This is a genomic window from Paenibacillus sp. BT-177 (assembly GCF_025846815.2).
In the GTDB taxonomy this organism is placed as follows: Bacteria; Bacillota; Bacilli; order Paenibacillales; family Paenibacillaceae; genus Paenibacillus; species Paenibacillus polymyxa_C.
Genome location: NZ_JAOYTP010000004.1, coordinates 425243 through 437327 on the forward strand (window position 1 = coordinate 425243; position 12085 = coordinate 437327).

Below are 12085 nucleotides of genomic sequence, written 5' to 3' on the forward strand. Positions count from 1 at the left end.
TCCGAAACATAAGAAAAGGTTTATAAAATTGCTACAAGAGCAATTCTATAAACCTTTTCTAAATGGATGCGGTCGAGAGGACTCGAACCTCCACGGGGGGTTAGCCCACACGGACCTGAACCGTGCGCGTCTGCCAATTCCGCCACGACCGCATATAGATTTGATCGTCTATCTCGAAAGAATCAATCTTTCTTAGCGACAAGATAGATCATACCATGCTCATATAAAGTTGTCAAATCTTTTATTTTTCTTTATTTCTTCTTGATAAAAAAGGAATAATACGATAATATAAGAACATAAGTTCTTAGGAACAAAAGTTCCTTTACTTCCATGACTATGAATTATCATCACATTTCCTTAAGGCGGTGAATGGTAATGATCTCTTCAGATACTACTCAGCATTCATGCTCTCTTGTGAAGAGTTATCTGCTCCTTACCTTTATTCAAAAAGTATTTGAGCGTGACAGCCTAATTCTTGAAGAAAGCGGCGTGCTGAAAACCCCTGATCTTTATGTCGAAATGGTTAACGCAGGAATAGATCGTACCGGAATCCTACTATCTGAAATTAAACATGAATTTAAGAAGTATCACGTTCGTGTTCTAGACATACAACAAAACCACTCCGGCGTTCACGCCACCTATATATATAAAGGCGTCAAAGAGCAGTTCAGTATGCCTATGTCCGCATTCCGCAAAGAAATGTATGAACGAATGCGAGCTTATTTGGGGCTCCCTACCTCTATGCCTCATACGGCGTCTCTACCTTTGCCAGAGAAATATCGCCCCGAATTACCCAATAACTCAACCCCCAAACCCCTACGCGTTGTTGAGCGAAGTTGGATTGCATCCTCTTCTGCCTATAAGCATAAATCCCCTCGTCCTGCTGCTTTTGCTGCAAGCAAAAGAGCATAATCCCCGCACTACATGCAAAAAGAAGCTTCCGCAGGCACTAACTGTGCTCGGAAGCTTCTTTCCATAAACATCACTATCATTTGTTCAGATCAATCTATTTCCCCTATTTCGAGTATGAGTTATCTGTATGGATGATTCGTTTTAATGTAGCGCCTTCTGTACACGTGTAACCCCTTGACTTAGAGCATGTCCTCCACCAACTGCAGCAGCTACAGCAACGGCTTCCATAATCTCCTGATCACTGGCTCCTTTGGAACGCGCCTCATTCACATGATAAAACGTGCACACCTCATTGTTGGCAAATAATCCAATTCCTAGCGCAATCAGTTGCTTGGTTTTTTCATCTAAACTGCCGGCTTGAAAGCATTCTCCGGTAAAGCGATGATAGGCATGAACTACCTCGGGCAACTTATCTTCCAAATGGCTGATTTGATCCTTGTATGCATGTACTTTTTCATCCATAACCGTCATTAACACAGCACGCCCTCTCTGTTGAGTTTTGCTTCATTACTGTGTCCGGTTTAGAGTTTCTGTATGCCTAATGAAGCACCCAGTTTTTTTATCCAATACCCATTAGAACTCGTTTCTTAATCCAGTTCTATCGGATTGTGACGCGGCTCGCTGAACGGCTGGTATGTATAGCTGCGATCCAACTTGACCACACGTCGATTCTGGCGGCGAATAAGCACCTGTTCATCATCCCATGCCAGTACAATGCCAACCACATCGTTGGACTCCAATCCATCGCGTACGACGCGTACCTTTTCACCAGAAAGTCGATAAGCATCCAATTCTTCGTCCATTATCATCCATGTCCCCTCCTTGTCCATTTTTTTCAACACAACGGCCATAATTTTATATACATGAAAAAAGTTTAAAAAGAGACCTAAACGAATCATTTAGGTCTCTTCCGCTTACTACTTATATGGATTGCCAACAGAGCAACAAATTATCCCGACTGATTTACACTGTGATCATGTTCTTTTGTATCGTTCTTCTCGTACCAGAAGTCCAGCACTTGTGCAGACAACACTCGCTGTTCTACATACTCCACTTGGTGAGCAGTAAATTCTTCTTTCCAAGAGAAAGACAATTCTTCGCATAGGTTAACCAATGTCAACAACTCAGACCAGGCCACATAGCGTTTATACCAAAAAAACTGAGGATGTTCAATCATATAGGGATACAAATCGTCGAATTCCGTATGCTTACAATCCAAGGCGCGTTCAAAATGCACTTTAGCCGCTGCCAGTTTTTCCAGAAAAAACTGTTCGGTCAATTGTTCATTCCCCATGTTGCTGCCTCCTCTCCCAAACCTTATATATATTATAAGCGAAATTGATGCTCATGCAAAGGTTATTATTAGAAATAAGGATCCGGAGTTTTGAATTATTACTATTCAGCAAACTCTATCTTACCGTCAGCCAACGATGAAATTTTAACCAATGATTCTACACGGATGCCCTGCTCACGGATGGTTCTCGCTCCAGCTTGAAACATTTTTTCAACCGCAACTCCGAATCCAATCAACTCCGCTCCAGAGCGTTGAATAATTTTAACCATGCCTCGAGCCGCATCGCCATTAGCGATAATATCATCAATGAACAACACACGATCATGCTCATGAATAAATTGACGAGACAGCATAATATCTGTGACAATACCTTTTGTAAACGAAGGTACACGCTCACACAGCGCATCTGGATCAGCTAATAAAGTCTTTTTACGACGAGCAAATACTAACGGTACACCCAACTCCAACGCTGTCGCAAACCCGATGGCAATGCCTGAGGATTCCACGGTCACTACTCTGGTGATTTTCTCTTCCCGGAAACGGGCTGCGAACTCTCGTCCCATTTCCATTGTCAGCTCTGGATCAACCTGATGATTAAGCAATCCATCCAGCTTTAGCACCTGATCTGACGCAATCACGCCTTCATTTAAAATTCGTTTCTTTAATACTTCCATTCCATGACCTCCCACGGCATTCCTATGCGGTAAAAGTACCATACTTCACCCGCCGCTTTCAAGCTATAGCCTGCTTTCCATGCGTTCATGTGATATTTTTTTTACGTTTGTTCCAGAACCATGCGATGATTCCTCCCAAAACGATTAAAAGAATAACGATCAAACCTACCCGGTGCGTCACCTTCTCCATCAGCTTAGCCACCTGTTCCCAGTGCATGCCTACCGCATGTCCGATCCCCAAAAATGTACCGCACCACAGCAAAGCTCCTGCCGATGCATAGCCGATATAGCGAAAAACACCTAGACGGGTTGTGCCTGCCAGATAGGATGATACATGTCTCAATCCGGGGACAAAATACCCGAACAAAATTCCCCAGGTACCATAGCGCCCGAACCAATTTTCGGAAGAGGCAATCCTGGAGGGCGTAAGCCTCACCCATTTACCGTATCGGTGCAATAGTGGCTTGCCCAGCAGGCGACCCAATGTGTAGCTAAGCATCATGCCTGTCATACTACCGAAAAATGTGACTGCCAGCGCGGCAATAAAGTTATAGTGTCCTTGAGACACGAGCCCGCCAAAGGCGATCATTAGCACTTCGTCGGGTATCGGCATACCAGCTACTCCAAGGGCAAGCAAGCCGAACATCGCCAAATATCCATATTCCAGTATCCATGCAAGGATTTGACCCATAAATTACGCTCCCGTCAAGCTATTCATTAAATTCAGTATAATTATTTTCAGTCTCATCCAGTCATGTCCCATTTCAGTTGAACATAGTTTGTATTATATGCTCGCTGCAGCGTTATTCAAGCAAGCAAGGGGGGACTGGGAATGAAACGTAATATTCATGTTTTTCAGATTGCTTTTACATACATTGGTACAATCGTCGGTGCCGGGTTCGCTACCGGACAAGAAATATTGCAATTTTTTACGCAATATGGACGTTGGGCTACAATCACCATTATGCTGTCCACACTTGTATTTGTATGGTTGGGTACGAAAATGATGCTGATTGCTCATGATATTTCAGCCCGCTCCTACGAGGATCTGAACAAACACCTTTTTGGTGCCAATGCTGGAAAATGGATCAGCATATTCACGCTTATTGTGCTAATTGGCGTGAACAGTGTCATGCTGGCAGGAGCCGGCTCTGTTTTTGTGGAGCACCTTCACCTACACTACCAAACAGGACTGCTCATTACATTAATCGGAACTTACTTGCTGCTGAATAAAGGTATTAAAGCGATTTTGCATATGAACACCATTGTTGTCCCGCTGATGATCACCATATCTCTTTTGCTCGTTCACAGCACCCTTTCCATGCCCAATCCACAAAGCTTTATCACGAATACAACAGACCACAGTGCGCTACGAACATGGATCTCTCCACTCCTATATACGTCCTTCAATCTGGCTATGGCTCAGGCCGTGCTTGTCCCTCTAGGCAGTCAAACTTTCTCCCGCAAAACCATCCGCTGGGGCGGTGTATTGGGCGGAATTGGTGTTGGCTTTATGCTGATGGCTGCACATTTTGTCATGTCAGCGCAAATGCCAGGCATTCAGCAATTTGAAATCCCTATGGGAAGCATCGCTTACCGTCTAGGCGCCCTTGTTGAAATCATATACATTCTACTCATTTTCATGGAGATCTTCAGTACCTTTGTAGCCGACATTTATGGAGTCAGTCTACAAATTCGTCAGCATGTCCAAATTTCGCCCAAGCTCATTACATTATTCATTATGCTCACCTGTTTTTTAATCAGTCAGTTCGGCTTCAGCTCACTGTTATCTGTTCTTTATCCTATTTTCGGAATGCTCAGTCTAATGTGGGTTAGTAAACTGATCTTAGCAGGACGCGGAAGACCTTTCCGCTCCTCACGTCCTCGTTCCAGCTTTCGACATTCTGATTCCAAACCAGGTGATACCCGTCATGGTTAGTGTGGAAATTTCAAATACATTTTCTTCAGCTCGTTAACAGCACGACTTAAAGAATAGCTTGATTTAGCCTTGTCGCAGGCAGATCTAGCCAGTTCATAACGATAGGCAGGGTCAGCGATGACCTTTTCTAATGCGTCTGCCAGTGCCTTCGGATTATCGGGTGGCACGAGCAGACCATTTACCCCATCCTCAATCTGCTCCGGTATTCCCCCTACTTCTGTACCTACCAATGCCAGACAGCTCAACGCCGCTTCTGCAAATACGGAGCCAAAGGCCTCCGCCCGCGAAGGCAATACGAATACATCAAAGAAAGGCATAAACTCTTCAGGATGAAGAGTATATCCATAAAAAATCGTCTCATGGTATATATCCAGCTGTCGCGCCATCTCTTCCAGCTCAGGTCGAATCGGACCATCTCCAATGATATGGAGTACAAATTCCTGATTTCTTTTTTTCAGCTCAGCGCAAGCCTGTAATAGAATATCAAGCCCTTTGGCGGGAACAAGTCGGCAAACGGTTATGAGCTGTGTCACTTCATTTTCGTGAGGAATGGGCTTAAATCGTTTCTCATCATATCCATTTGGAATAACCACAACATCTTGCGGATGCTGTACATAAGGTGTTAAGTAATGCTGAAAAGATTGCGATACTGCTATCAGGCGATCCGCCTTATGCTCCATTTCTCGGTACAATGACACTAAGAATTGGTGTTCAGGCCCGTTCTCCTCTATTTTCCCGTTTAGAATTAACTCCTTCTCATAGGAAGAGTGAATCGTCTGTACGAGCGGGATATCTGGAAATACGTTTTTCATAGCGAGCCCGGCAATCGGATGATGAGCATGAATAAGGTCAAAGGGCTTCTGAATACGAAGCCGAGTCCACCACAAATAATCACGGTACGTCTGAATATATTTTTGAACAATTGGATATTGCTCATATCTCGTCCAGTCGAAGGTATCAAAGATTACTTCGTCCCTACCCTTGTTACGAATCCGTTTAGGGATTGAAAATAGCTCCATTTCCCAACGGGGGGACGTAAATCGCTCTTGCAAATATGGAATCATGGATGAAACGCCTCCCGGTTGCTCGGGTGGGAAAAAGAGAGCCTGTAGCAATTTCATGAGTGCTTCCCCTTTCAAGCATTAAACTGCCCGGAACACAGGATATATGTATAGGTTTCCGGATTTTCTGAAAGATGATATATTGAGAATAAATGTTAGGCACAAAAGAAAATTATAACATTTTAACTGCAATAAATCCTGTCTATTGTATCGGAACGATATCGTCTGTTCAATAGATAGATTAATTTTACAAATGGAGTCGGTGATGTTGACGTTGTTGTCCTTATTGGGAACCTTGGGCTCCCCATCTCTGGCCGGGGCTATAAGTGCAGCCTGCGGTTTGTATATTATACTCATGATGGCGCTAATGTGCGTGATCATATATAGCAGACAACGAAAAAAAGCCTATATCCTTTTTTCGGTTGCCGCTATTTTTATTATGACATATGAAGCGATGAATCTCTATTCGGCAGGCGGCGGCCAAATGCAACTGCAGGGAATCGTGTGGAAAAATGCGCTGGAGGCGTTTGCCTTCTTGCTCATCAATGCCGCTGTATTTCAGCTGTACCGAAAACTAAAGCGTGTGGAAAAATGGGCCTTGCTGTTGCTGGCTGCGTTATTAATACTGCCGGTAATGGCTTGGACTTTAGGTTTGTTGCCCACTTGGATCAGCTCAGTGAAATTGGTTGGATTCACTCTGTTTTATCGAGTGTTGGTGCTTATATTAAGCCTTCTGTTCATCACCCCACGGATCGGACAACCAAAAAAATTTATAGCAGGCTTATTCACTTATTCGCTCTGGCTTGGTTTTCTCTGGCTGCAAAATGACATCCCTGAAGAAGCAAACGGGTCAAGCACAGTCCTGTGGATGTCATTTTTACCATTGTTGTACTACACTACGTTATTCATCATTCTGTTTGAACGGATTGTGGAGCTACTCCAAAGGATTTATCGTTCTTCCATCACCGATGGCCTCACAGGGCTGTATAACCGTAAATATTTTTCGGGAAGATTACGGAGATATATGGACCAGGGAATCCGCGTGTCGGTCATTTTTTGCGATATTGACAATTTCAAAAAGCTGAATGATACGCAGGGCCATGCTCGTGCGGATGAGGTTCTCAAGCAGGTCGCACAAATTATGGAGGAGGAACTGGATGAAATCGGGCTGACCGGACGGTACGGTGGCGAGGAACTGGTCGCAATGGTTGTGGATCGGCGGGCCAAGGTGGCGCAGGTCGCAGAACGAATCCGCGAACGTGTCGCTGAGGAAAGCATCGTCACTATCAGTGTCGGACACAGTACAGCAAAGAAGGAAATAAACCCGGATGAACTCGTCAAACAGGCCGATCAAGCCATGTACATATCCAAAACGACAGGCAAAAACAAGGTTACAGCTTATAAGGCAGCGGAAGTGAAGCAAAGTCGGGCAGCACGCGCACAATAATTCGCAAATTCGATTCGTTATCAAAGACTGCCTATGAATACTGCTCTGTCTGGTTGTCTATATCATAAAATGACGCACAGGAATCTCATACGAGCCTGTGCGTCATTTGTATTTAATCTCTTCATTAAACTTCTGAAGTTGCGGATGCTATATCACGGCCGATCGAGGCCAGTTCTTCGCTAGTCAGCTCTCGATAGCTGCCCAGTGGAAGCTGATCATCCAGCTTCAATGGCCCCATGGCTGTTCTTTTCAAGTAGGTCACCTTTTTACCAACCGCCTCGAACATGCGCTTCACTTGGTGAAACTTACCCTCATGGATTACGAGCGAAATATAGGAAGTGACTTCTCCATCTGCCTGATGCGGCTGTTCATGCCGAAGAATCGTCAACTGCGCGGGTAGGGTGACATACCCATCGTCCAGTTCCACTCCTGCTGTAAATTGAAGAATATCCTCCTCCGTGACATGCCCCGACACCGTAGCTTCATACGTTTTGGGGACATGACGCCGTGGAGACAGTAGTTCGTGCGCCAGCTTGCCGTCGTTGGTCAACAGCAATAAGCCTTCTGTATCTTTATCTAGCCTCCCTACTGGAAAAGGCTCAAAATGTCGTTCCTCCGCACTCAGCAAATCCAGCACCGTCCGTTCCCTCGTATCTTCGGTTGCGGATATGACACCTGGAGGCTTGTGCAGCATGATGTAAATAAACTCCCGAAATACAACCAGTTCTCCGTTCACTTCAATTTGGTCTTGGTATGGATGAACCTGTAAGCCGCTATCTTTGATGGTCCGTCCGTTTACCGTGATCATACCTTGCTTTACCTGTTTCTTGATATCACTACGGGAACCATATCCCATATGGGTTAAAATTTTGTCCAAACGCTGAGTTTGTCTTCCTTTTCCACTCATACCGATGTCCACCTCCAGCCTGTAGGATATTCATTTTTAAGCATGCCGTCCTGCCATTTGCCCCACCCGGCCGAATAACCATCAATACACACGAGAGTAAAGCCTTTGGGTTGGACTTCATTTCGAAGCTCTATTCTCTCAACAGGGATGGACAAGGTTTCACCTTTTAAATACCGGATGGCTTCAGCATCCGAGCTAGAGAGGTTGATGCTCCTAACCGCCTCAGAAGGGCGCAAAGCCACCGCCAGCGGATGTGAAGGTACAAAACGACCATTCTTATCGGTTCCCATAAACCAGCCCGGACGTACCACCTTAAGGCCGTCCAAACGATGTGATGCCAGCGGCGACTGATAAATGCGATCTCCGTAGACCACCGTGTAGCCTGCAAATGAAACCTCCAGCTGCTCCTGAACAAATTGATGATAGGACTCCAGCACATCATGCGGGGAGCGTGCAGCAGATTTTACATTTTCTTTGCCCATACGTGACTTGCTGCCATCAAAGCCGCGCGTGTTCTTTCCTTTGGCTGACTTTCCGCCCATTCCTTTTCCGGTTCGTTTAGGCTCATCAGTCGCACGCCTTCCTTGGCCACTTGGGACTAGCACTTCCTTGACGGGCAAATATTGCTTCTTCTGCGGATACGCTGCTTCTATGTTTAATGTTCTGTCATTCTTGTTCGTAAATGGAGCCAGATCCCCTGATTCAGTAAGATCTGCTGTCGAACCGACACGAGCACCACCCTGATGCTGCAATACAGCGATAAAATGGCCCTCCCCCTCTACAAGATGCGGCCAGAGGCGTGCTGTACCCCGCAGTTCGGGATGTGCCGATGCAATCTCTTCGTTCATCCATTCCGGGTGGCCTGGTGCAAAGCCTGCTTCCGAAGGAACAGGGACTACGTTAAAATCGGAATGAGCCTCCAGAAATTCCGCAATCATTCCTTCATTCTCTTCCGGGGCAAAGGTGCAGGTCGAATAGACAATTCTCCCCCCATCGCTCAGCATTGAGGCCGCTACACGCAAAATGTCCCGTTGCATGACCACACATTTTTCCACCGAGTGTGTCTCCCATTGTTTGGCCATATCCTCATCCTTACGGAACATGCCTTCTCCCGAACAAGGTGCGTCAATTAAAATTTTGTTAAAAAAATGAGGAAAAGCATCTGCGATACGATCAGGGCTCTCATTCAATACCACGGCATTACGCACACCGTACAATTCCACATTTTTAGCCAACGCCTTGGTTCGATCGGCGCTAATATCATTGGTCACCAGTATGCCGCTTCCTTGCAGTTTGGCTGCGATTTGGGTGGATTTCCCTCCCGGTGCAGCGCACAAGTCCAAAACAGCTTCACCCTGAGCTACATTGAGCAGTTCAACTGGAGACATGGCACTCGGTTCCTGAACATAGTACAACCCAGCATGATAGTAGGGGTGAAGTCCAGGCTTAGTACCGTGCGGAATGTAAAAACCTGTGGCGCACCACGGAATCGGCCGCAGTTCGAACGGAGGACGTTCCTTAAAGTCCTCTACTGGAATTTTTAATGTATTGACACGAATCCCAGCATGGGGCGTGTGGTCATAGGCAGCCATAAAAGCCTCAAATTCATCGCCGAGCAGTTGCTCCATGCGCTTTACAAATGCTGTGGGGAGCTGTACACCCATAATCGTAATCATCCTGTCCTGTTAAAATAAATTTTATTGTACCATAATCAACCTGTTAGCCGGCAATATCTGTGTGATTTACAAACTTTCACTACAAGCTGTAATGTTGTATAATAATGAGGTTCATAGTTACATATTTTAGATTTTGATAGGAGAGATTCCATTGAACGCACAAAAATCCAACAAAAAAAAGCTTATACCTGTCATTGGCTTTTTTGTTGTGCTTATCATTTTGCTTGGAGTGCTGCTCGCTTTAAACTCAGGCACTAAAAACAAGCTGTACGGCGTTTCCACAGCCTCGTTAAGTCCTACTACCCAGGAACTGCTGAACGATCCAAACTATCAGCAAATTATTAAGCCAGAAGATCTACAAAGTAAAATTGACAAAAAGGAAAGTTTTTTCGTCTATCATTTCGCGTCTGACTGTGTTCACTGCCGTGCCACCACTCCCAAGCTCATGCCTTTGAGCAAGCAGGAGAACATCACGATGCACGAATTTAACCTGCGTGAGTATGAGGCTGGCTGGGACAAGTACAAGATTGAGTATACTCCTACGCTTGTTTATTACGAAAAAGGCGTGGAAAAGGAACGTATGGTAGGTGGATTGAAGGAAAGTCCTTCAGACAACGGATACACACTCGACGATTTCAAAGCCTTCTTTGAGAAATATAAAAAGAACGTAACCTCTTAGACAAATGTCCTCACACCTGACAATGATAAAGCAGCCCGATCCCTATAAAACGGATCGGGCTGCTCGTTTATTATGCGCTACAACATCAAGGCGCATCCTTCGTTTCCACTGTAGCTGAGCGTAAGCTCCCAGCGGCCTGTCTTCGCCTAATCGAAGCTTCCAGCGCCTGCTGACGCTGCTCATGCTTTTCCCCACGCCGAGGACCTCTCTGCTGAGGGATGTTGACTGGAACGGATGATAATGCCTTCTCCACGGCCTGACGCAGCCCGGGCTCGACAATTTCAATCGTCAAATCCCGATAAACCGGCGGTTGACGTTGAAGCTCTTCCGAACCTTCCATAACAGCTTCAGCAAGCTGCCGAGCGCAAGCGCGCGCCTCATCTACCAGCTTCGCCATATTAATGCCCAGCGCGTGCGAAGCAGCATGCTCCAGCCTATGTACCGCACTGTCCAGCATCATGTATCCACCACGATAGTTACCATTACGAAAATGATACAGTCCTACAGCAATTTGCAGCAAACCTTTATATACAGGGTCTCGGTCCAGCTTAAGCCACAGCTCTTCCAGTACCTCATGACATTCAAAGTAATCCCGATCCCGATTGAAGTATACCAAATAAGTTACGTACAACGGTTCATAGGAAGGGTTCACCATTTAAAACTCATCCCTGTCTTCTTCCTTAGTTGAAGCTTCCAGCATCTCCTTGACCTCATCATGCAGCTGCTTGATTCCTTCCATGTCGTGCCGCTCCCACAGTTCATTAAATCTGCGCTGCGCCTCAATCGTTTCACTAATTTTATGGTAGAAATAAAGACGGTGCATGCCTGTTAGGACTTTGGATACGATATTGGCTTCATCCTCGAACTTCTTCTGCGCTTCCAATATTTCAAGACGGATGGAAGACATTTCATTATCCAACACAAAGGCTGCCTCAGCCGCCTTTTTCAACCGGGTCCGCATATCATCCGGCAAGCTCTCACGATACTTATAGCTAAGAGAATGCTCTATGGTTGCCCAAAAATTCATAGCCAACGTACGGATTTGAATTTCGGCCAGCACAATTTTTAACCCCACTGCTGTCTGAACCGGGTACTCCACAATCATATGAAAGCTGCGATAGCCGCTATCTTTATAATTGGTGATATAGTCCTTTTCATACAATACCGTCAAATCCTTACGTCTTCGAATATATTCGGCTACCCGCCGAATATCCTCTACGAATTGACACATGATGCGAATGCCGGCAATATCCTCGATCCCCGTCTCCAGCTGATCAGGTGAAACCTGCAATCTCTTCGCCTTATCGAGGATGCTGGATATTTTTTTAACCCGTCCAGTTACGAATTCGATAGGAGCGTATTCCTCGCGCTTTTTCAGCTCCGCACGCATTGTTTTGAACTTGACCTTAAGTTCCTCCACCGCCTGATCGTATGGCAGCAAAAATGTTCCCCAGTCTCTTCCGTCCATCCCCGTACCTCCTGTCTCTTCCGACAAC

General features: G+C 45.6%; 14 protein-coding genes and 1 tRNA gene. 4 read left to right on the plus strand and 11 right to left on the minus strand.

Annotated elements, in window-relative coordinates; translation table 11 throughout:
• Positions 1-67: 67 nt before the first annotated feature.
• A tRNA-Leu gene (locus tag OIU26_RS15520) sits at positions 68-152 on the minus strand.
• 223 nt (positions 153-375) lie between these two features.
• Here OIU26_RS15520 and OIU26_RS15525 point away from each other — a divergent pair.
• On the plus strand, positions 376-912 hold the full coding sequence (locus OIU26_RS15525) for a hypothetical protein (protein WP_264217330.1): 537 nt from the start codon (positions 376-378) through the stop codon (positions 910-912).
• A 141-nt stretch (positions 913-1053) separates the two neighbouring features.
• Here the strand turns inward: OIU26_RS15525 and OIU26_RS15530 are convergent, their stop codons facing one another.
• The 5 genes from OIU26_RS15530 to OIU26_RS15550 form a co-directional block, all read right to left on the minus strand.
• Positions 1054-1383, minus strand: a complete 330-nt coding sequence (locus tag OIU26_RS15530; RefSeq protein WP_013370522.1) for a carboxymuconolactone decarboxylase family protein — start codon at positions 1381-1383, stop codon at positions 1054-1056.
• 116 nt (positions 1384-1499) lie between these two features.
• Positions 1500-1721, minus strand: coding sequence for a hypothetical protein (locus OIU26_RS15535; protein WP_014599639.1), 222 nt, complete (start codon positions 1719-1721; stop codon positions 1500-1502).
• A gap of 140 nt (positions 1722-1861) precedes the next feature.
• Positions 1862-2206: a hypothetical protein gene (locus tag OIU26_RS15540; protein WP_013370520.1), complete on the minus strand. Its 345-nt coding sequence runs from the start codon at positions 2204-2206 to the stop codon at positions 1862-1864.
• Positions 2207-2307: 101 nt separating this feature from the next.
• The gene (locus tag OIU26_RS15545) at positions 2308-2880 is read right to left on the minus strand and encodes a xanthine phosphoribosyltransferase (protein WP_013370519.1); all 573 of its coding nucleotides are present in this window, start codon (positions 2878-2880) and stop codon (positions 2308-2310) included.
• A gap of 85 nt (positions 2881-2965) precedes the next feature.
• Entirely contained in the window at positions 2966-3571 is a 606-nt protein-coding gene (locus tag OIU26_RS15550; protein WP_025676945.1) for a DedA family protein, read from the minus strand.
• A gap of 141 nt (positions 3572-3712) precedes the next feature.
• Between OIU26_RS15550 and OIU26_RS15555 the strand changes: the two genes are divergently transcribed.
• On the plus strand, positions 3713-4819 hold the full coding sequence (locus OIU26_RS15555; protein ID WP_013370517.1) for a YkvI family membrane protein: 1107 nt from the start codon (positions 3713-3715) through the stop codon (positions 4817-4819).
• Here the strand turns inward: OIU26_RS15555 and OIU26_RS15560 are convergent.
• On the minus strand, positions 4816-5940 hold the full coding sequence (locus tag OIU26_RS15560; protein ID WP_013370516.1) for a glycosyltransferase family 4 protein: 1125 nt from the start codon (positions 5938-5940) through the stop codon (positions 4816-4818). The genes OIU26_RS15555 and OIU26_RS15560 overlap by 4 nt on opposite strands.
• Positions 5941-6145: 205 nt before the next feature.
• On the opposite strand from OIU26_RS15560, the gene OIU26_RS15565 reads away from it, so the two are divergent.
• Positions 6146-7327 carry a GGDEF domain-containing protein gene (locus tag OIU26_RS15565; RefSeq protein ID WP_013370515.1) on the plus strand — a complete coding sequence of 394 codons (1182 nt, stop codon included), beginning with the start codon at positions 6146-6148 and terminating at the stop codon, positions 7325-7327.
• A gap of 124 nt (positions 7328-7451) precedes the next feature.
• Here the strand turns inward: OIU26_RS15565 and OIU26_RS15570 are convergent, their stop codons facing one another.
• A complete protein-coding gene (locus tag OIU26_RS15570) occupies positions 7452-8234 on the minus strand; it encodes a pseudouridine synthase (RefSeq protein ID WP_126665738.1) in 783 nt (260 codons plus the stop codon).
• Positions 8231-9898, minus strand: coding sequence for an RsmB/NOP family class I SAM-dependent RNA methyltransferase (locus OIU26_RS15575; protein ID WP_264217331.1), 1668 nt, complete (start codon positions 9896-9898; stop codon positions 8231-8233). The genes OIU26_RS15570 and OIU26_RS15575 overlap by 4 nt, the downstream gene beginning before the upstream one ends.
• Positions 9899-10061: 163 nt before the next feature.
• Here OIU26_RS15575 and OIU26_RS15580 point away from each other — a divergent pair, with 163 nt between their 5' ends.
• A complete protein-coding gene (locus OIU26_RS15580; RefSeq protein ID WP_013370512.1) occupies positions 10062-10589 on the plus strand; it encodes a thioredoxin family protein in 528 nt (175 codons plus the stop codon).
• Positions 10590-10674: 85 nt separating this feature from the next.
• Here OIU26_RS15580 and OIU26_RS15585 read toward each other — a convergent pair whose 3' ends face one another.
• Complete coding sequence (locus OIU26_RS15585) at positions 10675-11244, minus strand: DUF309 domain-containing protein (RefSeq protein WP_264217332.1); 570 nt, start codon at positions 11242-11244, stop codon at positions 10675-10677.
• On the minus strand, positions 11245-12057 hold the full coding sequence (locus OIU26_RS15590) for a GTP pyrophosphokinase (RefSeq protein WP_264217333.1): 813 nt from the start codon (positions 12055-12057) through the stop codon (positions 11245-11247). It lies immediately after the preceding gene.
• Between the last annotated feature and the right edge of the window lie 28 nt (positions 12058-12085).

Coding starts and splice junctions, on each gene's coding strand:
- OIU26_RS15525 (WP_264217330.1), top strand. CDS start 376: ATGATCTCTTCAGATACTACTCAGCATTCATGCTCTCTTGTGAAGAGT.
- OIU26_RS15530 (WP_013370522.1), bottom strand. CDS start 1,383: ATGACGGTTATGGATGAAAAAGTACATGCATACAAGGATCAAATCAGC.
- OIU26_RS15535 (WP_014599639.1), bottom strand. CDS start 1,721: ATGATAATGGACGAAGAATTGGATGCTTATCGACTTTCTGGTGAAAAG.
- OIU26_RS15540 (WP_013370520.1), bottom strand. CDS start 2,206: ATGGGGAATGAACAATTGACCGAACAGTTTTTTCTGGAAAAACTGGCA.
- OIU26_RS15545 (WP_013370519.1), bottom strand. CDS start 2,880: ATGGAAGTATTAAAGAAACGAATTTTAAATGAAGGCGTGATTGCGTCA.
- OIU26_RS15550 (WP_025676945.1), bottom strand. CDS start 3,571: ATGGGTCAAATCCTTGCATGGATACTGGAATATGGATATTTGGCGATG.
- OIU26_RS15555 (WP_013370517.1), top strand. CDS start 3,713: ATGAAACGTAATATTCATGTTTTTCAGATTGCTTTTACATACATTGGT.
- OIU26_RS15560 (WP_013370516.1), bottom strand. CDS start 5,940: ATGAAATTGCTACAGGCTCTCTTTTTCCCACCCGAGCAACCGGGAGGC.
- OIU26_RS15565 (WP_013370515.1), top strand. CDS start 6,146: ATGTTGACGTTGTTGTCCTTATTGGGAACCTTGGGCTCCCCATCTCTG.
- OIU26_RS15570 (WP_126665738.1), bottom strand. CDS start 8,234: ATGAGTGGAAAAGGAAGACAAACTCAGCGTTTGGACAAAATTTTAACC.
- OIU26_RS15575 (WP_264217331.1), bottom strand. CDS start 9,898: ATGGGTGTACAGCTCCCCACAGCATTTGTAAAGCGCATGGAGCAACTG.
- OIU26_RS15585 (WP_264217332.1), bottom strand. CDS start 11,244: ATGGTGAACCCTTCCTATGAACCGTTGTACGTAACTTATTTGGTATAC.
- OIU26_RS15590 (WP_264217333.1), bottom strand. CDS start 12,057: ATGGACGGAAGAGACTGGGGAACATTTTTGCTGCCATACGATCAGGCG.